This window comes from Laceyella sacchari (genome assembly GCF_024927925.1).
Lineage (GTDB): Bacteria > Bacillota > Bacilli > Thermoactinomycetales > Thermoactinomycetaceae > Laceyella > Laceyella sacchari.
In genome coordinates this window covers 2,532,367-2,557,336 of the sequence record NZ_CP103866.1, presented here as the reverse complement: position 1 = coordinate 2,557,336, position 24,970 = coordinate 2,532,367, and the positions used below count along the sequence as shown (strand labels likewise).

23 protein-coding genes and 1 pseudogene are annotated in these 24,970 nt (G+C 46.7%); 19 read left to right on the top strand and 5 right to left on the bottom strand.

Going from position 1 to position 24,970, the window contains the following annotated elements; all coding sequences use genetic code 11:
• Positions 1-38 precede the first annotated feature (38 nt).
• From alaS to mltG (NYR52_RS12380), 7 genes are all read left to right on the top strand, one after another.
• Positions 39-2,663: an alanine--tRNA ligase gene (gene alaS / locus NYR52_RS12410; RefSeq protein WP_132222664.1), complete on the top strand. Its 2,625-nt coding sequence runs from the start codon at positions 39-41 to the stop codon at positions 2,661-2,663.
• A 78-nt stretch (positions 2,664-2,741) separates the two neighbouring features.
• Positions 2,742-2,993, top strand: coding sequence for an IreB family regulatory phosphoprotein (locus NYR52_RS12405; RefSeq protein WP_022736749.1), 252 nt, complete (start codon positions 2,742-2,744; stop codon positions 2,991-2,993).
• Between the two features lie 42 nt (positions 2,994-3,035).
• Positions 3,036-3,464 (top strand): Holliday junction resolvase RuvX, encoded by a 429-nt coding sequence (gene ruvX / locus NYR52_RS12400; RefSeq protein ID WP_029071864.1) that lies wholly within the window; start codon positions 3,036-3,038, stop codon positions 3,462-3,464.
• 2 nt (positions 3,465-3,466) lie between these two features.
• Positions 3,467-3,784, top strand: a complete 318-nt coding sequence (locus tag NYR52_RS12395) for a DUF1292 domain-containing protein (protein ID WP_022736747.1) — start codon at positions 3,467-3,469, stop codon at positions 3,782-3,784.
• Between the two features lie 16 nt (positions 3,785-3,800).
• Positions 3,801-4,073 carry a DUF1292 domain-containing protein gene (locus NYR52_RS12390; protein WP_132222662.1) on the top strand — a complete coding sequence of 91 codons (273 nt, stop codon included), beginning with the start codon at positions 3,801-3,803 and terminating at the stop codon, positions 4,071-4,073.
• Positions 4,074-4,184: 111 nt separating this feature from the next.
• Positions 4,185-5,261 carry an endolytic transglycosylase MltG gene (gene mltG, locus NYR52_RS12385; protein WP_259435746.1) on the top strand — a complete coding sequence of 359 codons (1,077 nt, stop codon included), beginning with the start codon at positions 4,185-4,187 and terminating at the stop codon, positions 5,259-5,261.
• Between the two features lie 197 nt (positions 5,262-5,458).
• Entirely contained in the window at positions 5,459-6,529 is a 1,071-nt protein-coding gene (gene mltG / locus NYR52_RS12380; RefSeq protein WP_132222658.1) for an endolytic transglycosylase MltG, read from the top strand.
• A 70-nt stretch (positions 6,530-6,599) separates the two neighbouring features.
• Here mltG (NYR52_RS12380) and NYR52_RS12375 read toward each other — a convergent pair whose 3' ends face one another.
• Together NYR52_RS12375 and NYR52_RS12370 are read right to left on the bottom strand one after the other, a co-directional pair.
• Positions 6,600-7,157 (bottom strand): hypothetical protein, encoded by a 558-nt coding sequence (locus NYR52_RS12375; RefSeq protein WP_132222656.1) that lies wholly within the window; start codon positions 7,155-7,157, stop codon positions 6,600-6,602.
• A gap of 49 nt (positions 7,158-7,206) precedes the next feature.
• The gene (locus tag NYR52_RS12370; RefSeq protein WP_132222654.1) at positions 7,207-7,713 is read right to left on the bottom strand and encodes a M57 family metalloprotease; all 507 of its coding nucleotides are present in this window, start codon (positions 7,711-7,713) and stop codon (positions 7,207-7,209) included.
• 477 nt (positions 7,714-8,190) lie between these two features.
• Here NYR52_RS12370 and NYR52_RS12365 point away from each other — a divergent pair, with 477 nt between their 5' ends.
• From NYR52_RS12365 to NYR52_RS12340, 6 genes are all read left to right on the top strand, one after another.
• Positions 8,191-9,777, top strand: a complete 1,587-nt coding sequence (locus tag NYR52_RS12365; RefSeq protein ID WP_259435745.1) for a PhoX family protein — start codon at positions 8,191-8,193, stop codon at positions 9,775-9,777.
• Between the two features lie 99 nt (positions 9,778-9,876).
• On the top strand, positions 9,877-11,706 hold the full coding sequence (locus NYR52_RS12360; RefSeq protein WP_259435744.1) for a peptidoglycan D,D-transpeptidase FtsI family protein: 1,830 nt from the start codon (positions 9,877-9,879) through the stop codon (positions 11,704-11,706).
• A 108-nt stretch (positions 11,707-11,814) separates the two neighbouring features.
• Complete coding sequence (locus tag NYR52_RS12355) at positions 11,815-12,150, top strand: hypothetical protein (protein WP_022736738.1); 336 nt, start codon at positions 11,815-11,817, stop codon at positions 12,148-12,150.
• Positions 12,151-12,469: 319 nt separating this feature from the next.
• Positions 12,470-13,300, top strand: a complete 831-nt coding sequence (locus tag NYR52_RS12350) for a hypothetical protein (protein ID WP_259435743.1) — start codon at positions 12,470-12,472, stop codon at positions 13,298-13,300.
• 290 nt (positions 13,301-13,590) lie between these two features.
• Positions 13,591-14,412 carry a MerR family transcriptional regulator gene (locus NYR52_RS12345; RefSeq protein WP_259435742.1) on the top strand — a complete coding sequence of 274 codons (822 nt, stop codon included), beginning with the start codon at positions 13,591-13,593 and terminating at the stop codon, positions 14,410-14,412.
• Positions 14,413-14,479: 67 nt separating this feature from the next.
• Complete coding sequence (locus NYR52_RS12340) at positions 14,480-16,240, top strand: CocE/NonD family hydrolase (RefSeq protein WP_259435741.1); 1,761 nt, start codon at positions 14,480-14,482, stop codon at positions 16,238-16,240.
• A 275-nt stretch (positions 16,241-16,515) separates the two neighbouring features.
• On the opposite strand, the gene NYR52_RS12335 is transcribed toward NYR52_RS12340, so the two are convergent.
• Entirely contained in the window at positions 16,516-16,815 is a 300-nt protein-coding gene (locus NYR52_RS12335; RefSeq protein ID WP_054095956.1) for a MerR family transcriptional regulator, read from the bottom strand.
• Positions 16,816-17,065: 250 nt separating this feature from the next.
• Here NYR52_RS12335 and NYR52_RS12330 point away from each other — a divergent pair, with 250 nt between their 5' ends.
• The 3 genes from NYR52_RS12330 (at position 17,066) to sigK (ending at position 19,216) form a co-directional block, all read left to right on the top strand.
• A complete protein-coding gene (locus NYR52_RS12330; RefSeq protein WP_259435740.1) occupies positions 17,066-17,413 on the top strand; it encodes an HPr family phosphocarrier protein in 348 nt (115 codons plus the stop codon).
• A 387-nt stretch (positions 17,414-17,800) separates the two neighbouring features.
• On the top strand, positions 17,801-18,175 hold the full coding sequence (locus tag NYR52_RS12325) for a hypothetical protein (RefSeq protein WP_259435739.1): 375 nt from the start codon (positions 17,801-17,803) through the stop codon (positions 18,173-18,175).
• Between the two features lie 333 nt (positions 18,176-18,508).
• A complete protein-coding gene (gene sigK, locus NYR52_RS12320) occupies positions 18,509-19,216 on the top strand; it encodes an RNA polymerase sporulation sigma factor SigK (protein ID WP_022736728.1) in 708 nt (235 codons plus the stop codon).
• 224 nt (positions 19,217-19,440) lie between these two features.
• Here sigK and NYR52_RS12315 read toward each other — a convergent pair whose 3' ends face one another.
• On the bottom strand, positions 19,441-20,943 hold the full coding sequence (locus NYR52_RS12315; RefSeq protein WP_132222638.1) for a malate:quinone oxidoreductase: 1,503 nt from the start codon (positions 20,941-20,943) through the stop codon (positions 19,441-19,443).
• A gap of 479 nt (positions 20,944-21,422) precedes the next feature.
• Between NYR52_RS12315 and NYR52_RS12310 the strand changes: the two are divergent.
• From NYR52_RS12310 to NYR52_RS12300, 3 genes and pseudogenes are all read left to right on the top strand, one after another.
• Positions 21,423-21,587: pseudogene (locus NYR52_RS12310) on the top strand (DUF2975 domain-containing protein); the annotation flags it as partial.
• Between the two features lie 25 nt (positions 21,588-21,612).
• A complete protein-coding gene (locus NYR52_RS12305; RefSeq protein ID WP_259435738.1) occupies positions 21,613-21,801 on the top strand; it encodes a helix-turn-helix domain-containing protein in 189 nt (62 codons plus the stop codon).
• Between the two features lie 107 nt (positions 21,802-21,908).
• Positions 21,909-23,087, top strand: a complete 1,179-nt coding sequence (locus NYR52_RS12300; RefSeq protein WP_310795318.1) for a NupC/NupG family nucleoside CNT transporter — start codon at positions 21,909-21,911, stop codon at positions 23,085-23,087.
• 121 nt (positions 23,088-23,208) lie between these two features.
• On the opposite strand, the gene NYR52_RS12295 is transcribed toward NYR52_RS12300, so the two are convergent.
• Entirely contained in the window at positions 23,209-24,600 is a 1,392-nt protein-coding gene (locus NYR52_RS12295) for a peptide MFS transporter (RefSeq protein ID WP_132222632.1), read from the bottom strand.
• Between the last annotated feature and the right edge of the window lie 370 nt (positions 24,601-24,970).

Below are 24,970 nucleotides of genomic sequence, written 5' to 3'. Positions count from 1 at the left end.
AAGGTTTTTTCTTTGCAAAGAAAAGGAGGCATACACACATGAAAGCAAGTGAGATTCGTCGCAAATACCTGGAGTTTTTCAAACAAAAAGGGCACGCAATTGAACCCAGTGCGTCGTTGGTTCCGGTCGATGATCCCACCTTGCTGTGGATCAACAGCGGAGTGGCAACACTTAAAAAGTATTTTGATGGCCGGGTCACACCAGAAAATCCACGCATTGTCAATTCACAGAAATCCATTCGTACTAACGATATAGAGAATGTGGGCTACACTGCACGTCACCACACCTTTTTTGAGATGTTGGGCAACTTCTCCATCGGTGATTACTTTAAAGAAGAAGCGATCACCTGGGCTTGGGAATTCCTGACTTCGCCCCAATGGATGGGTCTGGACCCCGATCGCCTATCGGTGACTGTCCATCCGGAAGATGAGGAAGCGTACCGTTATTGGCATGAGAAGATCGGCATCCCCAAAGAGCGCATTGTCAAGCTGGAAGGCAACTTCTGGGATATTGGCGAAGGGCCAAGCGGACCCAATACGGAGATCTTTTATGACCGCGGTGCGCACATCGGCGATCCCAACGATCCTGAGATGTATCCCGGCGGTGAAAATGAACGCTATCTGGAAATCTGGAACTTGGTGTTTTCTCAGTACAACCACAACCCAGATGGCACATACACCCCCTTGCCGAAAAAGAACATCGATACCGGGATGGGATTGGAACGGATGGCTTCAGTGATGCAAGATGTGCCGACCAATTATGACACCGATCTGTTCCTGCCGATCATCGAAGAAACCTGTCGCATCACCGGAGCGACTTACCGGCAGAACGAAGAGACCGACATCGCGTTGAAGGTGATTGCCGACCATATCCGCACCATTGTGTTTGCCGTGGGCGATGGCGTTTTGCCATCCAATGAAGGACGTGGGTATGTCCTGCGTCGCTTGTTGCGCCGCGCCGTCAGATACGGACGGAAGCTTGGCATGGAACGCCCATTCCTGCACGAGCTGACTTCGGTGGTAGCGGAAATCATGCGCGACTACTATCCAGAGCCAAGTGAGAAGAAAGCATTCATCGAACGGGTTATCAAAAGCGAAGAAGAGCGTTTCTTGGAAACCTTGAGCGAAGGTTTGCATATCTTGGAAAACGTAGTGGCTGAGGCGAAACGTGAAGGGCGCACCGTGATTGGCGGAGTTGACGCGTTCAAACTGTATGATACCTATGGGTTCCCCGTCGACCTGACCGAAGATTTCGCGAGGGAGCATGGGTTGGAAGTGGATCGTGCTGGCTTTGACCGGGAAATGGAATCGCAACGGGAGCGTGCCCGTGCTGCTCGTCAAGAAGTGGACAGCATGCAAGTGCAAGGGGGCGCTTTGAGTGAGCTTGAAGTCGCTTCGCAATTTGTGGGTTACACCGAACGTGTGCGGCAAACCCGAGTGAGTGCGATCATCATCGACGATCAGCTGTCCGAGTCGATTCAAGCGGGCCAAAAAGGACTCATCATTCTAGATGAGACGCCCTTCTATGCAGAAAGCGGTGGCCAAGTAGCCGATACGGGCTGGATTGCGTCTGCTGGCGGCAAGCTTCGGGTTGAAGAAGTGAAAAAAGGTCCGCGTGGCGAACATGTGCACACCGTTGTAGCTGAGGAAGGAACCGTGCGGCAAGGGGACGAGGTTCGCGCTGCTATCGATGAAACCTTGCGTCAGGACATTGTCAGAAACCACACCGCTACGCATTTGTTGCACAAAGCACTCAAAGAAGTACTGGGTGAGCATGTGAACCAAGCCGGTTCCTTGGTGGCGCCGGATCGGCTTCGCTTCGACTTCTCGCATATCGGCGCGATGACGGATGATGAAGTTCGTGAAGTGGAACGACGTGTAAACGAACAAATTTGGGTGAATACTAAGGTCAACATTATGCAAAAATCTCTGTCTGAAGCGAAAGCGATGGGTGCAATGGCCTTGTTTGGCGAGAAATACGGTGAAGTTGTGCGCGTCGTTCAAGTTGGCGACTACAGCTTGGAACTCTGCGGAGGCACCCACGTTGAGAGCACAGGGGAGATCGGTCTATTCAAAATTCTGAGCGAAAGTGGCATCGGTTCAGGAACACGACGCATTGAAGCGGTGACGGGCCGCCGGGCTTACGCTTATTTGGAAGAACAGATGGCGCTGTTGGGCAAAGCGGCAGCCTTGCTCAAAACCAAGCCGGCTGATGTGGCGGAACGCATTGAGCAATTGCAAGAACGAAATAAAGAATTGGCACGGGAAAACGAGTCGCTCCAAGCGAAGCTCAACCAAGCGGCAGTCGGCGAACTCATCAACCGGGTGCATGAAGTGAAAGGCGTGCCAGTACTGTGGGCGCAAGTCGATGCCAACAGCATGGATCAATTGCGTTCGATGGTGGACGATCTGCGTCAAAAGATGGGGCAGGGCGTCATTGTGCTCGGTTCCAATGCCGATGGCAAAGTGCAGATTGTCGCTTCCGTATCGCAAGATTATGTGAAAGCTGGCTTACACGCAGGCAAATTGGTAAAAGAAGTGGCTACCCTTTGCGGTGGTGGCGGTGGTGGCCGCCCCGATATGGCGCAAGCAGGAGGAAAACAGCCTGAGCGGTTGCCGGATGCGCTGAATCGGGTTGATGAATTCGTTGAAGCGCAAATATAGAATTTGACAGGAGAATGTCCGGGCTAGGGAGAAGAAAGTAAACGCTGGTCATCCAAACAGAGAGGTGTGAAATCATCCATGGATGAAACAATGAAGTTTAATTTTCGGGGTGATCAAGACCTTGACCCTAAGGATGTCTTGTTTCAAGTGTATGGGGCGCTACAGGAAAAAGGGTATAACCCGGTCAACCAAATCGTTGGCTATCTCATTTCCGGAGACCCGGCATACATTCCCCGCCACAAGAACGCCCGGACATTGATCCGCCGGCTTGAACGCGATGAAATCATCGAGGAATTGGTCAAATTCTACATCGAACAAAACAGTCAATAATAGCGAGGAAACCAACATATGGGGTTTGAGGAGTTCTCTTCATTGGATATAGATGCCCCTCGCATCCTCGGCTTGGATGTGGGGGAGCGGAGAATCGGTGTCGCGGTGAGTGATTCCTTGGGTTGGACGGCTCAGGGAGTCACCGTGATCGACCGCAAAGCGGGTGATTGGTGGCAGGCACTGGATCGCTTGGTTCAGGAATACCGCGTTAAAGAGATCGTGGTGGGACTGCCCCGCAACATGAATGGGACACTCGGTCCGCGCGGGGAAGCGTGCCAAGCGCTGGCCGAGCAAATCCGTACCCGTTATTCCCTGCCCGTCCACTTGTGGGATGAGCGCTTATCCACCGCCGCGGCGGAGCGGACGCTGATTGACGCAGACATGTCCCGGAAGAAACGAAAACAAGTGGTTGACCAGTTGGCGGCTACTTGGATCTTGCAAGGATATATTGATGCAAACAGGAGGATTTAAACATGGCAGAACAACAAGAATTTCTTATGATTCCCAACGAAGACGGCACTGAAGAAAAGTTTGAGATCCTGTATACATTTGAAAGTGATGAAACGGGCAAAAAATACATGTTCGTCGCGCCGGCGGATGAGTTGGAAAACGAACGGAACAACGAAGACGAAGAAGGCGTGGAAGTGCTTGCTTTCCGTTATACCGAAGAAGGCGACGATATCACGCTGGAGATGATTGAAGAAGACAACGAGCAGGAATGGGATCTCGTGGAGGAAATGTTTAACACCCTATTTTCCGGCATCGAACTAGAAGACGAAGAACATCAGTAAGCGAGGTTTTGGCACGATGGATGGACTGGGAGCGCGCGAGGTTCAGATCTTGCGGCAACAATTGGCCGACAGGCCGATGATTCATCAAGAAACCCCATATCATTTGGTGAATGAAGTGGACGTGGGGGGGCAACATTACGCCCTGTTACGCAAAGAGGGCGACCCTGCGGATGATGCTTATCTTTTTCGTGTCAACCAAGGAAGGTTGGAAGAAATTGAAGATGACAATGAATGGGAGAATATTGCCGAAGCTGTAGATGAAATGTTATATTTTCATGAATTTCAGTAAAAACGGGGAAATTTCCCCGTTTTTTTTTAAGCCATGTGTGATACCCTATAAAAGAGTTTTTTGACAAAAGAAGATCCTATTTTCACTGAAGTAGAAGGGGTACAAAGACATATGACATGGTTTTGGCGCATCTTCTTTACCTTTGTTCTCCTTGCCGGGTGGGGGGTATTAGGTTACTTCTATGTTGATTTTACGCTGGGATCACCAAAACGAACCAAACCAGTGGAAGTTGAAATCCCAAGCGAGTCCACCTTGCAAGAGATTGGAGAGATTCTTGAACAGAAGCGATTGTTGCGAGAGTCAACTTTTTTCCGTTATTATGCGAAATGGAAGAATAAGACCAATTTGCGTGCGGGAACGTTTGAAATCCTGCCGAATGAAACATTGGACCAAATATTGGTGAAGATTGCCGAAGGAAAAGAAAACAAAGTCAAAATCGTCGTCCCTCCAGGCTGGACGGTATATGAAATTGCTGATCGCTTGGAAGCTAAAGGCTTTGATAAAAAGGCGTTTTTGGAAGCGTTAAATAATAAGAAACCTCGGTATGCCTTTGAACATAAAATCGCCAAAAGCCCGGATCGCAAATATAAGCTGGAAGGTTATTTATATCCAGATACATATTATTTTAAGCCAAGTGAAAAACCCGAAGAGATCATTAACACGATGCTGGGACAATTTAATACCTATTATGAGAAACTCAATCTCGAACAGAAACTGCAAAACAATCCGCGTCTCAAGAACATGACGCTTGATAAGGTGGTCACTGTAGCATCGCTCATTCAGCGCGAGGGGCAAGACAAACAAGAATTGCCACGCATCGCCGGCGTTATTTATAACCGGTTGGATATTCGGATGCCGTTGCAAGTGGACGCATCGATTGTTTTCATGTACAGGGAGCAGGGGAAAAAAGTTACCCGGGTGTATCAAAATATGTACAAAGGCGTCAATCATCCATATAATACGTACATCAATTACGGCTTGCCCCCCGGACCAATCTCCAATACTACGGCGGAGGCGTTGGCAGCAGCTGTAAATCCGGAGAAACATAAATACCTGTACTACGTGACAAGGGAAGATGGGACAAAACGCCACTTCTTTGCCACAAAATTCCAACAGCATCAACAGTATAATGCAATTAGTAAAAGAAATAGAGAAAAAGGCCAAGCTATGCCGACAATCGGAGAGTAAATGGCCAGACCAAAATCACCTTCTCCCTCGGAAGGTGATTTTTACATTGGAGCAGATGGTCGAGATAAGGAGGGGGATCACGGCTACAAGTTCATTGGATGACTTTTCTTTGTGTGGATGTGGGGTCAGTTATGTTAATATGAAATAAAGTTTCGCAAAGACGATTGACTCTATATTAATAAAAGGAGTACTAGATAATGAAATGGTTTTTACGTATTTTCTTTACCTTGGTGCTCTTGGCGGGATGGGTTGGATTAGGCTTGCTCTATGTGGATTTCACATTAGGATCGCCTAAGCGGACAGAACCAGTACAATTAAAAATTCCGCCGCAAACCTCCTTGGAGGGCATTGGCCGGATTTTGGAAGAAAAAGGCTTGATTCGGAAATCCACCTTTTTCCGATATTATGTTATATGGAAAAACAAAACCAATCTGCGCGCGGGCAACTATGAAATCGCCCCAGGAGAAACACTGGATCAAATGCTGACCCGGTTTGCTGAGGGAAAGGAAAATACCGTTCGCATAGATGTTATTCCTGGTTTTACTGCTTATGACATAGCGGATCGCTTAACAAAAAATGGATTGGATGGACAGGGCTTTCTCAATGCGCTAAACAACAAGCCACCCAAGTTCGCCTTTGAAAAATCGATCCCTAAGCATCCGCAGCGCCCTTATAAGCTGGAGGGGTATCTGTATCCGGATACGTATTATTTTCCCAAAAAGGAAAAACCGGAAAATATCGTTAATGCAATGTTAGAGCGCTTCAACGAGCAATTGGTTGCATTAGATATCGAGAGAGAATTGAGGGAAAAGTCTCCGCTTTCTGGCAAAAGGATGACATTGGATCAATTGGTGACGGTCGCTTCCCTTATCCAACGCGAAGGCCAAGTGGCGAGTGAAAAGCCGATTATCGCTGGTGTGATTTACAACCGGTTGAATAAGAACAAAAAATTGCAAGTGGATGCGACCATCGTGTTTATGTACCGGATGAAAGGGCAAAAAATCAAGACGGTGCTGGAGCGGATGTATTATGAGAAGCATCCCTACAGTACGTATGCGATCACAGGATTGCCGCCAGGCCCGATTTCCACACCGACCAAGGTGGAATTGGAAGCGGCATTGCATCCGCAGAAACACCGGTATTTATTTTATGTGACCAGAGACGATGGTTCCAACCTGCATTATTTCGCAGAGACGGATCAAGGCCATCGGGCCAATCTCCAGAAGCGAGAGCGCAACCGCAAAAGCGCCCAAGCGAACAGCCAATAGGCGCATTGGCGCATGAGCTGATGCATGCTAATAAAAAGAAAGGTGCCGAATGAGATCGGCACCTTTCTTTTTATTGATCTTGGATGTCTTTGATCAGGGCTTGCTTTGTTTCCAGCTTTGCGATGGCCGGGGCGACTTTATGGGCGGGGGAGATGGTGTTGCCATCGACGGCGAATTTCCCTTGGTATGCGCCGATGATTACATAAGCATCTTGATTGGTGACGGAGCCTTGATATTTTTGCAAGAACAGGACATAAGACTGGTTCTTGTCCATAATCTTATTCCCTTCAATGGTTAAGTAGTTTTTACCGTCGAATCCGCCCGTTTCCAAAATGCGAATCGTTTTTTTGTCCGCATGGCCTTTGATTGTATTGTTGATATGAAAGTCCGTAACTGTAAAAAGCATGTTTTGATAGCGGATGCCTTGCTGTTTGGTCGATGCCGTACCTTCAACAATCAATTGGGCTTCTTGCTTCATTTCATCTACGCTGCTGTATTGCTTGTCCAAGGAGACGCCAACTTCCACCTCTTTTGGAGCGACGAAGGAAAAGTATATTCCACCCACCAGCAAAAGCCCGAGAGCGGTCATCATCAGGGTGTAAGCATTGCGCTTGATGCGTTTAACCATGGGATGGTTCCTCCTTTATGATCGGGATTGGGTTTGGGATGAAAGGGGATCAATAAATCGCATTTACCCCGTTAATATCGTCTTGTGTGGGGGAGTAAACGGTTCTTCCATCATTGTCATACATGACGGAACCTCCAGGCCCCAAGCGGTTTTCATGGCTCAGGCCCAAGGCGTGCCCCAATTCGTGGGTAATTACCCCTTTGCGTTTTTGGGAGGAATAACTATCTGTATAGTATGTGTTAATGGAGATATCCATGCGGTAAACCGTGCTTCCCGAGCTGGAGCCGACTGAGCATAATCCACTCCAAGACACGTTGCCGTAGTTGCCTGCTGTAGTGGTGATGCCAGGATTGGAACTGTAGGATAAATTGACATCGGTCCAGTTGCTCCATTCTGTTTTGCCGTTGTTGCACTGTGTGGTGTAATCGCCGTACATGTCGCACTCGTACGTGATATTGGGACTTGCCCATTTGTAACCCCATAGTACATAAGCGAATGTGGGAGACCAAGCACCTAAGACCAGTAAAAACGCGAAAATAGCCAACCCTTTTTTCATGTTGTGAACCTCCTGTGGCCAATAGGTTGATTGTGTTAATAATTTAATAATTAGATATCGAATTAAAATTACCTTTATTAAAATGAAAAATTATTATAATAGTATAATTATTACAATGAAATTTAATTATCTATCAAAATTGATCGTTAGCGTGTGTCCGTTGCATAGGATCGTGGTTCGCGGGCGCGTTTTCCCACTCATCTCAACGGTAAAAGGACTTCCTCGCCGCTTTGATCCCTCAGCAAGATTTGCGAGACACGTCCAGGATGCAATGTATCGGTTTTTGATATTTCTCAAGAGAGAGATGATGTTTCACCAAATATCGCGTGTGATTGAGATAGAAATAATTATTGAAATAGTATAACTATGTGATTCAAAACGGGATCTTTATCGTTCGTTTACGCGTTATTAACATCTTTCCATTAATTTAGAACATGATAGAAGATTGACATTTCCGGATGGAGAGTGAGTGTCAGCATGGCAGAAAATCATATTACGCGACGCGAATTCATGAAGTTTGTTGGTGTGGGGACGGCAGCATTGGTCGGAGCGACCACTGGACTGGAACAAGTCGCGGAAGCAGCGGAGAAGGGTACAACTGATGCGTTTAAAAAGATGGCCCACCGCCCCCCATTTCGCCCCATTTCCCCATCGGATCACGATAAGCTTGTTTTGCCCAAGGGATTTCGGCAGGATCTCATTGCCGCTTGGGGTGACGATATCGGCAATGGTGAAAAGTTTGGCTACAATTGTGACCTGACCGTTTACTTTCCCATCAATGGATCATCAAAACACGGACTGTTGTGGGTGAATCATGAGTATATCGGCACTGGGGCGCTCTTCATGTATGACGCTGACACGCCGGAAGCGGAGAAACATGCGATTGAACAATACAATGTCGGTGGAAGTGTCATTGAGATCAAGCTATCTGACGGCAAGTGGCGGTTGGTAAAAGGCAGTCGGTATGCGCGCCGGATTACAGCCAACACCATGATGGAATTGACCGGTCCCGCACGCGGGGATGCTGCCGTTGGCGGAGTCCATAATGTGAAAGGGACATTTGCCAATTGCAGTGGAGGCCGCACGCTGTGGGGTACGGTTCTCACTTGCGAAGAAAATTTTGAAGAAGATGCAAAGCGCTGGGGCCGCAATGACACCCATTATGGCTGGGTGGTGGAGGTGGACCCGTTTGATCCGTCTTCCACTCCGCAGAAGCATACGGCATTGGGACGGTTTTCCCATGAAAACGCAGCGATGACGTTGTCAAAGGATGGTCGATTGGTCGTCTACATGGGCGATGATTCCAATGACCAGTATTTTTACAAGTATGTGAGCAAGAAGAAGTATCAGCCGTCCCGGGGGAAAGACAATCGGTCACTGCTCAGTGAAGGCACGCTCTATGTGGCCAACTTGGCTGATGGCAAATGGGTGCCTTTGGATTTAGAAGAGAGTCCTACTTTAAAAGCTAGGTTTAAGACGCAAGGGGAAGTATTGGTGCATGCACGGGATGCGGCCAAGCTGGTGGGAGCGACCCCGCTTGACCGGCCGGAGGATGTGGAAGTAAATCCGCGTGACGGCAGTGTGTACCTCGCGTTGACTAACAACACCAATCATGGCAACTTCCATGGGCAAATCCTGCGTCTGATTGAAGATGGGGATGATGCCGCCGCGAAACGCTTCGTCTTTGAGGTATTTGCCGTGGGGGGACGGCAAAGCGGGTTTTCTTGCCCCGACAATTTGCTGTTTGACAAACAAGGTAACCTATGGGTGTGCACGGATATTTCATCTGGCAAGATGAACAAGGACAATACCTATGAATCGTTTAAAAACAACGGCCTTTTCTTTATCGCGACCCAAGGGCGACAAGCGGGAGAAGCTTTCCAATTCGCGTCCGGCCCCCGGGAAGCGGAAATGACTGGACCCGATTTCACCCCGGATCAGCGCACGTTGTTTATCGCCGTTCAGCATCCAGGTGAAGAGACCAAAGACCCAAAAAATCCAACTAGCCATTGGCCGTATGGAGATATTCCCCGTCCGGCTGTTGTAGCGATTCGTGGATTCTGAGACAAACCGGTTTTGAAACAACTTTGACAACAGGACTTATGCGTATACCCCGCTCATTTCCTGTCCAAGATGGAGAGAGAAGAGCGGGGTGTTCATGTTATGAGGAAGTGGCGTACTTGGCTTATCAGCTTTGGTATGATCGCCGCGTTTGGTTTGATTGTGTGGCGGCTTTATTATATCCAAATTGAGGCGACGCGCTCATTTTCCATGCGTGATCAGAAGGTGGATCTCATTCGTCTGGCGGAAGAGCGCCAACGGGAGGAGATGCTACTGAATAGCGGTCGTGGCGCGATCTTGGATCGCCATGGGGAGCGGTTGGCCGGAGGGGACGATTATCACCTCCTTGTGTTTCCGCAAACACTCCACCTGATGAAAGCGAAGCGGCAACAGTTTGCCCAATTGGCCTCGTTGATCCATATGCCACTAACCCAACTGGAGATTCAATTGGCGCAAATCCGGTTTCCGGGGCTGTTGTCCGGGCCAGCGGGGGAAGAGATTGTGTTGTCGCAGGCCGATAAGGAACAGATTCACCGCTTGCAATTGCCCGGCGTGATGGTGGTGCGTTCCGATTACCGGATGTCCATCAATCATCCGGCGCAACAGGTGTTGGGACGATTGGTTCAAAATCCGGGCTTAATGAAATCGTGGTATCCAGAGCAGGTGGCGAGTGGCAAGTGGACCCCCGATTCTCACTTAGGTGTGACTGGCATTGAGGCTGCGTTTGAACCTTTCTTGCATGGCAATGTTGAAGAGCGGTTGGCTTACACGACCATGGGTAGTGGACTGCCGTTAATCGGCGGGGGGATGAAACGAATAACGAGCAGAGCAGGAAACGATGAACATCCTTACACAGTGGTTACCACGTTGGACAAAAAGCTGCAATTGCGGGTCGAACAGATTTTGCGCCAGGAAAATGTGCAAGATGGCGCCGTTGTGGTGCAAGATGTTGCCAGCGGGGATGTGTTGGCGATGGCCAGCCGACCCGCTGTTCGTAAAGGTGTGCATGAGAACCAACCTTGGGATAACCGGGCGTTGCTGGAGACTGTACCTGGGTCCATTTTTAAGACGGTCGTCGCGGTGGCTGCATTGGAACAAGGGATTGTGAAGCCGGATACTGTTTTCCAATGCGACGGAGAATTGGAACAAGCCAGGTTAACTGACGACAAACATGGAGGACATGGTCGTCAAACGTTTGCAGAGGCTTATGCCAACTCCTGCAATGTAGTGATGGGGATGGTGGCCCAGAAGTTGGGGGCCGAGCATCTTGAAGCATATGCCAAAAGGCTAGGGTTGGCGCAAGAAGTACTTTGGTCAGGCAAAGTGTTCCATGATGAGCATTTCACCCAATTGCCCCAAGAACAGAAGGGCATGGTTTTTGCCAAGACAACGCCGAAGAACGATCCTGGAGTCATGGCGCAAACAGGTATCGGGCAGCGGGACGTACGGGTGACCCCGCTTCAGGCCGTCAATATGGTGACAGCCCTGTTTCACCAGGGAAAGCCTTTCAAACCGAGAGTGGTTAAGGAAATTCGCGATGGAACGGGGCGGGTGGTATATCAGTTTAAACCACAAGTATTGCCTGGGGCCAAGACGTTAAAGCCGGAGACGATTCAGGCGATGAAACAAATGATGCGGTTGGTGGTGGTGAAGGGGACTGCCAAATCGGTAGCCGGTACGACATGGTCACTGGCCGCAAAAACAGGGACAGCGCAAATCGGATTGGATAAAAGACGCTATAACAAGTGGATGATCGGCTTCGGCCCCTTCGAGAGGCCACAAGTGGCAATCTCCATTGTGTTGAGAAATATCTCGGATTCTGAAGATCCACGGGCCAAGCGTGTATTTAGAGCAGTGATGGAAGAGATCGCTAAACAGAAACCTACCGATGAAAAAGAGCATGTAGCAAAGAAGCAATCTGCCAAGAAATAGAAGATTATATGAATATAAAAGCAACCAGCGTGTGTTCTGGTTGTTTTGTTATGTCGTTATGATTATCATATAGGTAGGTTAAAAGGATAAGTCAAAGGAGTAGACACAATGAAGATCACCGTGAATCTGACAAAGGCTGAACTAGATTTGATTGAAGAGGCGCTCTTGCAATATCAAAATCTTTTGCTGAAATCGAAAGATCAGGATGAGATGGTATCGGATGAGCTAAAATTAGTTCAACGCGTATTGGAAGAATTTGGGATGGAAGGTTTGGAAAGTGAAGAGATGGATCAGGCGCAAGCACAACCTCAATCGCAAAAAGCGCTACCCATCCCACCTGCCAACAATCAATACCCAACCCAACCCAATCAGTTTCCAGGCCCGAATCAATATCATGGCCCAGGGACGTTTGTCACGCCAAACCAATACCCATTTTCCCGATAAGGTTAACCACTTCATTGGGAAGTTAGGGAACGTTTCGTTCGGTGGAAGGATGAAACGGCTAGCTATGACAGGATAAAGGAGTTGCACTCACCAGAGGCAACTCCTTTTTATGTTTGTCACTCTAAGTGAAAGTTCAAATATGTGAAAAGAAAAAACTGCTATGTTAATGTATAATCTTTTTATATAAAAGTGTGTTGATTACCCATTGAATGGAAAAGGTGATTGGAATTGGGTGGCCGAATATATATGAAATAGCGCCTTACCAGTTTTCCAGAGGCCGGACTCACCACACGAAGACATGATGCTTCGGGAGGCGTTTATGCAAGTCATACGAACGGGTGTGTTAGCCCTCGCACTGGTCATGGTACTATCAGCGTGTACCATGTCTTGGCAAGATGTGAAAACCGGATGGGGAAAAATAGACCCTACTTTGCGCGAGCCGACATTGGCGGAAATATTGGAATTGACCCAGACGACACTCAAAAAAGAAGCGGGTTGGACTTACCAGGTCAAACGTCAGGAGAAGTTGACCAGGAATCAACAGCAAACGGCGTCACAGTATGAAGCCAAGATCAATGTGACCAGTGACCCTTATGCGATGAGAAGTCAGGGCACGATCACATCCACTGGAAAAAGCGAATCCGAACAATTAGTGATGATTGGAGATAAAGGATATCTAAAGACCGGGAATGCACCGTGGAAAACGGGCACGCGTGCGGAAATGCGGACAAGTGTTGAAGACCCGACACAAGCACTCATTGAATTGGCGGCAGCTGTCAAACAAAAAAGCGCCACATTTCGCATGGTTGAAACCAATGGATTTTTCCGTGTCACTGCGGAGTTACCTCCCGGACGGGCGGCGGGGATATTAGGAAACAATGCCCGGGCCGAATTGGAGCCTTCCTTGGCGCAGCTACGGGGATGGGGCATCCGGGTGGATCCAGCAAATATACGTTTGAAATCTTATAAGAGAGAAGTACATATTGATTCGAAAACCCACGTGTTGCATGCTGTGTTGACCCAGTTCTCATTTGAGATTCCAACCCCGACTGGGACGGTGACGTATCAACAAACGCAAACGGCAGAAGTGGGTGGTGTGTTTAAGGAGAAAATCACTCTACCGATTGAGTTGAGGCCAAAAGCGAAGTGAGGTGCGGTTGTCGTTCATGTGGAGGGCCAATTGGCCGGAAAGGTTCCTTGTGTGAGGAACCTTTTTTTATTTTACCGTCATCATCTCGGTATTGTAATCCAGCAGATCTTACCGATGCGATGGGCTTCGTGGTCAGGGAATCAACAAGGATTCCCTATGGATTCTTCGTGGATTCCCCTTAATTGGGTGGCAGTAGCAAACGGGCGATTGTGGTCGGCTTGCAATTTTTTTACTTGACTTTCCACTTATATGGAAGGTTTATACTTCTAGTACAGAAAGGAGCTATTCCCATGTTTAAGGTCAGCGAGTTCTCAAAGTTAAGCCAAGTGCCCGCTAAAACATTACGTTTTTATGATCAAATTGAACTTTTAAAACCGGCCTACACGGATCAACAGAGCGGTTACCGTTACTACAAGAGCGAACAGTTGCTCGATCTGCATCGGATTCTGGCGTTTAAGGAGCTTGGCTTTACCCTTGAACAAATCAAACAGCTCTTGAAAGACAACGTATCTACAGTTGAAATGCGAGGAATGCTTCGTCTTAAGCAAGCAGAACTTCACTCGCTGATTCAGTCGGAAATGGAGCGTTTAAGGCGGATTGAGGTGAGACTTGTACAAATTGAACGGCAAAGTGACGGTCTTTCTCCGTATGAGGTTGTGGTGAAGAAGGTGGAGCCCTTATTGGTTGCGACGCTGAAAGAGACCACTAGCAGAGCAAGTATTCCCGAACTGTTTGAAGAAATTGATGAATATCTAAAGTGGAATAACTTACCACTCCCTGTCACCCATATGGTGATGTGGCATGGTTGTCCGGAATGTGAAAGCAACATCGATTTAGAAATCGCTTGCCCCATTCCGCGCAAGCTTCAAGATACCGCACGTTTTCGTACAGTGGAATTGCCGGGATTGACTGTTGCGGCGGTGACTCATATCAGCCGACCGGATGTGGATACGCCAGTGAGCATCGATCTGGGATCATGGATTGAGGAGAACGGCTATCAGATCAGCCCGGAAATGCCAAGCAGAGAAGTATATTTATCAACTGAAGAGGGTGACAAGCTGCGGTATGTAACTGAGAGTCAGATGCCCATTTTGAGAGCCGGGTGTATGTAATAAACCAGTATGCCAATATTTTAGTCAGTCAAGCATCAATGACAAAGCAAAAAAAGGAGCATGTGATATGACTGATTATCAGATGATTTCGGAATTTGATGTGCCCGTTAAGATGAGAGATGGGATTGTGTTGCGTGCAAATATTTATCGGCCCAATCGGGAAGGAAAATGGCCCGTTCTACTCCATCGCCATCCGTATAATAAAGATAACCCTCCTGTTTCTTTTGGGTTATACGATATTTCTCGTGCCGTTCGGCAGGGATATGTGGTCATCGTTCAAGATACAAGGGGAAGATTTGCTTCTGAGGGAGAGTGGGAGCTTTTTTCGACCAGTCAACAAGAAGCTTCTGATACCGTTGAGACCATCCGCTGGGCAAGCACGCTTCCCTATAGCAATGGTAAAATTGGTTCGTTTGGTGAATCTTATTCCGCATTTGTACAGTGGGCAGGCATGCTGCATCATCCACCTGAACTAAAAGCAGCAGCGCCTTCTTTTTCTTGGAGCGACCCCTTTGATGAATTGATATACCGGGGAGGAGCGCTGGAACTTGGGTTTTTGTCCTATTGGCAATTAGGAATGTATTTGGACACGCTCTCAAGAATTTATGCCGATGAGCAAGAACGATCCATTGCTTTGGCGCAGTTAATTTCAGACATTGATCAACTAAAAACGGAGATCAACGCACTACCATTGAAAAATTTTGCGCCTTTTGCCCGAAATAAGGTAGCTCCAGTCATTCTTCAACATTTTGAGCGAGGCATGGCTCAAGATGATGTAGATGCATTATCGTTGAAGGGGAAATATGACAAATTTACAGTTCCTACACTTAACATGGCAGGTTTGTACGATATCTTCTTGCAAGGAACCATTGAAAACTTTTTGCACATGCGTAACACAGGCGGTAGTCCAGAAGCTCGGCAGAGCAAATTAGTTATTGGGCCATGGGTGCATTTGGATCATAGCCATCAAGCTGGTGAAATAAATTTTGGAATGGCTGCCAACGTTGCTGTCGTGGATTTGGTCGGGCTCCAGTTGCGATGGTTTAATCATTTCTTAAAAGGAATGGATACAGGTTTCCTCAATGAAGCACCTGTCAAGCTATTTGTGATGGGCGAAAATGTTTGGCGCGATGAATATAAGTGGCCGCTTGCTCGAACTATTTATACTCCGTATTACTTGCACAGCCAAGGACATGCCAATACGCTTCTAGGTGATGGCGTACTTAGTACAATCGCACCCGATCAAGAGGCGGCCGATCATTATACGTATGATCCCTTGAATCCGGTCATCACGAAAGGTGGAGCGATCATGATGCCTCCTGACTTTCCTGGCGGTGCAATGGATCAGCGAGAGATTGAATCACGCGATGACGTATTGGTTTATACCACTCCCGTATTAGAAGAAGACATAGAAGTGACAGGGCCGGTGAAAGTGAAACTGTGGGCAAGCTCAAGTGCCTTAGACACCGACTTTGTTGCACGATTAGTTGATGTTCATCCCAATGGGTATGCACAAAATTTGACTGATGGCATTATTCGTGCCCGTTATCGCAATGTTGCTAAGGGGGAGGCTCCTAGCTTAATCGAGCCTGGAAAAGTTTATTTATATGAAATCGATTTATGGGCAACCAGCAATCTCTTCAAAAAAGGACATCGCATTCGCTTGGATATAACGAGCAGCAATTTCCCGCGTTGGGACCGGAATCCTAACACTGGCAGAAATCCGGGTGAAGATCAGGCTGCAGATGTTGTGATCGCTCGGCAAACCATCTATCATGATGCAGAACATCCTTCTTCTGTTATTCTGCCGATCATACCAAGAAAATAAGGTACTGTCTGTACTTTTGATTGGTTGGTCGTTTTTGGACGTATCTCCGATTTTCACTCAGTTAAAAAGAAATTACCGCTAATAATGAAAAAAGAGGAATCTTGCGCATTCCTCAAATATGTTTATTTATCCTTTGGTTTTCTATAAACCAGATAAATATCATATGATTATTGAATATTTGCTTATTTGTGTTTGGAAATCCTCGAAGAAGCAGCTGGAGCATGGCATCCGGCTGCTTCTTTTAGATCGCGTCTGCTGGTAAGTTGAGTTGCACTTCATTTACGCATGCCAAATGCGGCGTTGATTTGGCCCCGGATCATTTGATTCCGTAGCTGGCGGTGCTTCCGCTGGTTTTCCATTCGTTTGATCTCCACTGTTTGCAGTCCGTCTTCTATGTGGTTGGCAATATCCATCAACTTCTCAATATCCGAAAAGGAAAACTTTCGCGTCCCGCCTTTTGTCCGCTCAGGAAAGATTAATTGTCGTTCTTCATAATAGCGGATCTGTCTGACGGACAGCCCGGTCATCTCGCTAACCGTTCCGATATTGATGACTTTGCGATCTTTGTAAGACATAAGCCGCTCACCTCATATTCACTTTAACATAAAACCTGGCGGCTTCAGGCAGTTTTTGTTAGATTATCTCACATAAATAAATGTTGAAATGCGTTTTGTGTAATAAAATATGACGTGATTATAGAGTGGATTGAAACCATTATGACATAATGAAGTGACAGGAAAAAACGTGAGGTTAGAGAATCTTTCAACAATTAGAAATGGATGTTAGATGACAGCGGGATGTAGGAACAGGGAGGAGGCGGCCGACATGACGGAATATGTGACAGCTTGTCAAATCCCGTCAAAAATCAGCCTACTGGAAGTGATCCGCTTTGTGGAAAAAGCAGATCAATATGATTGCTATATAGTCATTGAAGCAAATCGAATTTCTATCAACGCCAAAAGCTTACTCAGCATGTGCGTGTTGGTGTCGGGTATTATTAAAGGTCCTGTCACTATTCGAACTTCTGGCGTGGATGCAAAAAAAGCGCTAGTGGCAATGGAACGGCTGTTTTCGCTTCACCTTGGTAGCGAGCAAATCGGCGCCGCGGCTGGTGTCGATTTGCCCCGTACCGAGATAAGCGCAAAACGGTTTTCGGCATCGTCGGATCAATAGAATGAGTGTGGTGTACACTTTTTTCAGGAGTGCAGTGCTCTTGGAAATGAGCGTGTAGTATCGTCGATTGCTGACTTTGAATTATTGTTATTGAGTAAAATATCGATACGGTTGGTTTATGGTTTATCGCGACGTAGCCAATGGAGTCCGTTCTAATGACCTGCTGATTATGGCATGTCATTGATGAACAGATTGATTGCTTATGCAAGCTGGGTGTGATGATTTGTGGCAAATTCGATCAGAGGATACCAAACAGGGCTGGATGGCTATAGCCTCAGCCGATCTGTGACCTAACATATAGACGCGTATTGATTTACGAAAGTTAGGTTTCGTAAACTAAAATGATAAACCCAGTGTTTATAAGGGGTTTGAGGCGGTTTGATTTGATTGTTTTTGACGGCAGGCATTGGCATTTTCTGTTTATTTCTCATTAAATCAAGTTATCTTAAAGATGGAGAAGAGATGAAAACGTTTGATGAACTGGCCCAAGAATTAAAACCCGTTGATCCCGATGTTTCCGCTGCTTGGAGAATTGTTTTAATTGGATTGGATACAGAGATATTAACGGTAAGGGAGCTACAAGAGGTTTATGAATGTTTGAAAGAAAATGTCGGCCGTGGCTTTGAAGAATTTGATTTTGATCCACATTTTCCTGATGGTGAGATTCGGGTTTCCTTATTAGATGAAGAAGTATTTTGCTCAAAGGAGTTGTTTATTGAGCATTTGGGAAAAGTGCTTCACAGTTATAACGAATCTGGTTAGAGTATAAGCGAAAGGTTAGGTCAAATTTCTTTTAAGTGGTTAACAAATAGCCCCACTCTTTTCACTCATCGGCGGTGGAAAAACAGGATTTTCGATGAGGAGGGAGTGGGGCTTTTTTATCGTTTGATTCGTTTGTAGGTATCTAATGATGTGTAGAAGGTATTCATTCGCTGTTCCATTGTTTTTACTAATTAAGGGAGTGCCATCCTGTGGAGATAGGACAATAACCGTTAAACATATACATAACAGTGGTGAATGGAACAGGAACCCAAAAGCCCAATTTGTCATAAGGTAGTATGGTCTGCGCTTACGATCGGGTGGAGGTGGAGTGGATTGTTTGGACTTTTCACAGCCGTGGCGATGGTGATCAAAGAAATGATCGCCTTTGTTTCGTATATTAAAAACAATGCCTTTCCGCAACCCTTATCAGAAAAAGAAGAAGCAGAATGCTTGCAGCGCTTGGCCCAGGGAGATCAGGAGGCAAGAAACAAGCTGATTGAACACAATCTGCGTTTGGTGGCGCATATTGTGAAGAAGTTTGAAAACACCGGTGAAGACAATGAAGATTTGATTTCCATCGGCACCATCGGTTTGATCAAAGCGATCGAGTCATACCAATCAGGCAAGGGCACCAAGTTGGCCACCTATGCAGCCCGGTGTGTTGAAAATGAAATCTTGATGTTTTTGCGGTCCCTGAAGAAATCGCGCAAGGATGTGTCATTGCATGATCCAATTGGCACAGACAAGGAAGGGAATGAAATCACATTCGTTGACATTTTGGGGTCAGATAAGGATGAAGTGGTGGATTCTGTGGAGTTGAAGATTGAACGGGATAATATCTATTCGCATCTTCACATCTTAGACAAACGGGAGCAAGAAGTTATCTGCTGCCGGTTTGGCTTAAATGGCGAGGAAGAGAAAACGCAACGGGAGATCGCCAAAGCGTTGGGGATTTCGCGCTCATATGTGTCACGGATCGAAAAGCGGGCGTTGATCAAGTTGTTGCATGAGTATTATCGGTCGGGAAAGAAACGGGAGTGAGGGTGTTTGCCCAGGTAGTGTTTGAACATCAGTTATGAACGGCATACGTATGATGGCCCATCCACGTTGGAGCGGACCAACTAGAAAGCGCCTTACCAGAGGTAGGGCGCTTAATTTTATGCCATTTTCTTTTCTGTTTGCGAAAAAATATGCCATGAGGACTGACTAGTCAGATGGGTATTGTCTGTGATGTCCATAGGGCCATTGTTCTGGTGTCTGATGGACTAACTAAAGACCGGTATTTTTTTGCTCAGGCCAAGCGTTTGTGATGTTTCAGTGCGAATTTCTTGGAGAAGTTTTGGGTTGTCGACGAGCGATATGCCATAAGAGGGAATCATTTCTTTGATTTTGGGTTCCCATTCTTTCATTTGTTGCGGGAAGCATTTTTGCAATACCTCCAGCATGGCGTGAACGGCTGTCGAAGCGCCTGGTGAAGCGCCGAGCAGGGCGGCGATCGAACCATCGGCAGAACTTACGACTTCCGTGCCAAATTGAAGAGTGCCTTTGCCTCCAGTCTCGGTATCTTTGATTACTTGCACGCGTTGGCCGGCCACGATAATGTTCCAATCCTCACTTCTAGCGTCAGGAATGAACTCGCGCAGTTCTTGCATGCGCTGTTCGTTCGATAACAGCAATTGCTGGATCAGGTATTTCGTCAAGGCCATCTCTTTTACGCCAGCCGCCAGCATGGTTAAGATGTTGTTCGGTTTGATGGAGCCAATCAAGTCAAAATAGGAACCCGTTTTTAAAAACTTGGGTGAGAAGCCGGCAAACGGCCCAAACAACAAGGTTTTTTTGTTGTCGATATATCTTGTGTCAAGATGCGGAACCGACATGGGGGGAGCGCCAACTTTTGCTTTGCCATACACTTTTGCATGATGCTGTTCAACTACTTCTTGGTTGTTACATACCATGAACAGCCCGCTTACCGGGAACCCTCCGATCCGCTTTGACTCAGGAATACCGGTTTTCTGTAGCAGTGGCAAGCTTCCGCCCCCGCCTCCGATAAAGACAAATTTGGCGGTATGGCGTTCGACTTTGCCGCTTTCCAGATTACGTACTTTGACTTCCCACAAACGGTCACCGGCGCGTTTGATATTCTTTACTTGATGCTTGTAGTGAACCTCGACGTTTTCGTTCTTTAAATGCTCAAACAACATGCGTGTCAAAGCGCCAAAGTTAACATCTGTGCCTGATTCAATTCTCGTCGCCGCGATGGGTTCCTTCGGTTGGCGGCCTTCCATGACGAGTGGAATCCATTCTTTTAGTTTTTTAGGGTCATCGGAAAATTCCATCCCTTGAAATTGATGATAGGCTGTAAGCGCTTCAAACCGTTTTTTCAAAAAGGCAACATTCTTTTCCCCTTGCACGAAGCTCATGTGAGGGATAGGCATGATAAAGTCTTTTGGATTGCAAATCAGGTTGCTTTTTACCAGATAAGACCAAAATTGCAGGGAGAGCTGAAACTGTTCATTGATTTTTATCGCTTTGCTAACATCAATCGAACCGTCAGGCTTTTCAGAGGTATAGTTGAGCTCACACAATGCAGCATGACCCGTACCCGCATTGTTCCATTCATTTGAGCTTTCCTCTCCTGCCTTTGCGAGCTTCTCAAACACTTTGATTTCCCATTCAGGTGCTAACGCTTTCAGCAATGCTCCCAGTGTCGCGCTCATGATTCCGGCACCAATCAAGATAACGTCTGTTTTTTTCGGCATGTTGCTCATTGCGATCTTCCCCTAAAAGTAGTTTCGTTCCAAGTCAGATAAATGTGAAGCAATGGACAAAGAATAAAACACGAATGAATTGAAAGAGGTCAGATAATATATTCATTATACAGTAGATAACAACAGAAATGTGAAATAAGAAACTTTCTACCTTGAATAGAAAATCTGAAAACACAATAAAAAAAGGACGGTGACTCGCCCCCATCTGTGTTTTTAACTCTTGGGCTTCCTTTTCATCACATTTCCTTCATCAATCCAAGGCACTTGGTAATGTTCGTTTCAACCGTTCATCCTGTTTCCGCTTGCTTGCTGACAAGACCGGTCCAGCGCTTGAAGTGAAGGGGTTCACAACCTTTTGAACACCGATCACACTAATGGGCAGCTGCTGTTCAACCGAACGTCACGCCTGCTACTCCCAACATATCGAATTTTTCTGTATATGGCAAGGGATGTTTTTCGGATGCCTGCGAGAGAGGGAGCCATTTGTTTACCTCTTAGCAGAGAAAGACGATGCTCCCGGTCTTATCCTCATCGACTTGGTTCCCATTTTTGCTTCGATGGTCATCGCCGTGTTCACTGCTGTTCTACAAAGACTTTTACACGAAGCCGTTGAGATCAAATCGGAAAATGACTTAATCATCTGAGGCAATAATCATCAACATTGATGTCATGCTGGCTGAAAGAAAAATGAGTGTCATGGAACTGTCCGAGAGCGTAGGCATCGCGATGGCCAATCTGTCTATATTGAAAATTGGAAAGGCAAAAGCGATTCGTTTGTCAACGTTGGATGCGATTTGTAAGACTTTGGACTGCCAACCTGGGGATATTTTAGAGTACAAAAGTAATGCATCTGATTAAGAGAGGTGATCCGATTTGGATCACCTTCTTTTTTAGAATCTTAGAAGGTTTCTTTGGTGAAAATAACCCCGACGATAAAAAGGCGTCAAGTTATGGAGGAATGAACCGTGTCGATTCTGTTTTCGTTGACGGGGTTGTTGTTGGTGTATGTACTGGGAAGGTTGATCAGTTTTAACCGCAGGGGGATTAAATACAGGCCCATTCTCACTATGTTGGTTGTGCAAGTGGTTCTTGCCTTTATCTTGTTAAACACCAAAATTGGGATTTCTTTGATATCCGCCATCTCCCGAGGATTTGAACGCTTGATGAGCATCGGGGTGAGTGGGGTGGATTTTGTGTTTGGTGGATTGGAAAACAAAGGCATATCCACTTTCTTTTTGGATGTGCTGCTCCCCATCGTGTTCATCTCTGTGTTGATCGGTATTTTGAGTTATTACCGTATCCTTCCTTTTATCATTAAATATGTTGGGCTAGGATTAAACAAAATCAATGGCATGGGCAAACTGGAAAATTATATCGCCGTGTCATCCGCGATCTTGGGGCAGTCGGAGGTTTTTTTGACGACCAAGAACCAGATCGGTTCCGTCTCCGAGCGGCGGTTGTACACGCTGTGCACTTCTGCGATGAGTGCGGTCAGCATCGCGATTGTTGGCGCCTATATGACGATGATTGAGCCTCGGTTCGTGGTGACGGCCATTGTGATTAATATTTTCTCGGCATTGATTGTTGCAATCATCATCAACCCGTATGACTTGGAGAATGAAGAAGATTTGGCCATTGAGCATGAACGAGAGTCAAATCTGTTTGAGAATATCAGTGAAAGCGTCATGGACGGGTTTAAAGTGGCTATTATCGTCGCTGCTATGCTAATTGGGTACATCGGGTTGATCCAGTTAATCAATGCCCTGTTTTTAACCGTGTTCACCATTTCATTTCAAACCGTGTTGGGATACATTTTCGCTCCGATCGCCATGTTGATGGGAGTGCCGTGGTCGGAGGCAATCCAAGCGGGAAGCATCATGGCTACTAAACTGGTTACAAATGAATTTGTGGCTATGCTTGACTTCAAGAAGATTGCAGGGCAGGTCTCCCCGCGCACGGCGGGCATCGTATCCGTTTTCTTAGTTAGCTTTGCCAACTTCAGCTCGATCGGCATTATTACAGGTGCGGTCAAAGCACTTCATGAGAAGCAGGGGGATGTCGTTGCGAAATTCGGTTTGAAATTGTTGTATGGTTCTACACTGGCGTCAATCTTATCGGCAACGATCGCCGGATTGTTCATCTGAATGGAAGGTTGAAAAGGAGCGCGTTGGCGACTCTTTTTTTATATAAAAAAATCATCCCCGCAAAGCAGGGATGATGAGGGCATGTCTGGCCTGTTCATCAGACACGCCCTGGTGCGATGGATTAAGCCATCATGCGGGTCAGCTTTTTGGATACCAACATGAGAACAAGGCCGAAGAAGATTGCCAGCCCGCCGATTACGCTGAAGATTTCCAAATAACCGAGCGTTGCGGTGAGTGCCGCTACTTGGCCCGCGACGATATTGGCGATACCGGTGCTAGCCAGCCATACACCCATCAGCAAAGATGCCAATTTGACAGGGGCGATGCGGCTGACCATCGACAAGCCAATCGGCGATAGGAACAGTTCGCCCAAGGTGTGGAACAAATAAGTCATCACGATAAACAGCAGGTTTGCTTTGACTACGATGTTGGTCTCATCGCTACCGGTTTGCAATACAGCGATAGCCAAGATGATAAATCCGGTACCCAACAGGATCATGCCCAAGCCCATTTTGATCGGTACGGGCAAATCGCCGCGTTTGGATCGTGCCAGCTTGATCCAGAGCATCGAAACCAGCGGCGCCAACAAGATAATGAACAAGGGGTTCACTGATTGGAACCAAGATACGGGGATGGTCCAACCAAACACTTCTCTGTCCACGAATTTTTCTGTGTACAAGGACAGGGACGTGCCGGCTTGTTCAAACCCGGCCCAGAAAAATACAACAAAACAGGTAATGATGATGATGGCCCAAGTTCGATTCTTTTCTTGTTTGGTCAGCGGTGCGTTGCTCACTTGCTTCTTGTCCACGGTTGCCGCTTTCACATTTGGCTTTTTGCCCAAGTCGCCAAGGTAACGGTTGCCTAGCATGTTAAAGATGATTTGTCCGATAATCATACCGATGGCAGCAGCCAGGAACCCATATTTGAAGCCGAATACTTCGACGCCGTTCACGGTTGTTTTGAAGAAGTCTTCAGCCAAAAATCCGCAAACGAGCGGAGCGAAAAATGCCCCTAAGTTAATCCCCATGTAGAAGATCGTAAAGGCGGCATCACGGCGCTCATCTTTGTCATCATACAATTCCCCAACCAAGGTGGAGATGTTTGGCTTGAAAAAGCCGTTTCCGATTATGAGCAAGCCCAAGCCCAGAAACAGGGCGGCTTTTGTTTGCGATACGAACAAAGCCAGGTTACCCAACGCCATCGTAACCCCGCCGATGGTGATGGCCAAGCGTTTGCCGATGAAACGGTCGGTCAGCCAGCCGCCGATGAGCGGAGTGAAGTACACCGCACCGGTGAAGAATCCGTAGATGCTAGCGGCGACTGCTTCACTAAATCCCAGCCCACCGCTGATAAATGTTTTTGTCAAATAAAGGATTAATAGGCCACGCATGCCATAATAACTGAATCGCTCCCACATCTCTGTGAAAAAGAGCAGGTATAGTCCAGGTGGGTGTTTTTTACGAGCCGCTTGCGGCGAGCCAGATGAATCCAGCTTCGTAGCTGTGTTCATTAGTAGTCCTCCTTCAACTATCGATGCATGATAAGATTAGTATGATCTTTAATGTAAAAAGAATTTATCTAATCACACGAGTTAATGTGTGATAGACTCGCGAATTAAAGCAAATAATGGAAACAAAAGTCTAAAAAAAACAAGGATACTTGCAGTTGTAAATGTTTGTTTCATCTCCAATCCTCAATCAATGCATCTGATCTGCGGCTCCAGGTGTTTTTATTCCGTGAATTGATTGAATTTAGGTACAAAAAAAGAAAAGATGTTTTATTTTCCAGAGATGTTTGCCACTGCGCTCGGGAAAAGGATTTTAAAAAATTTTATACAAAAACATAATCTTTTCTCATCACAGATTTTAAATGATTATCTA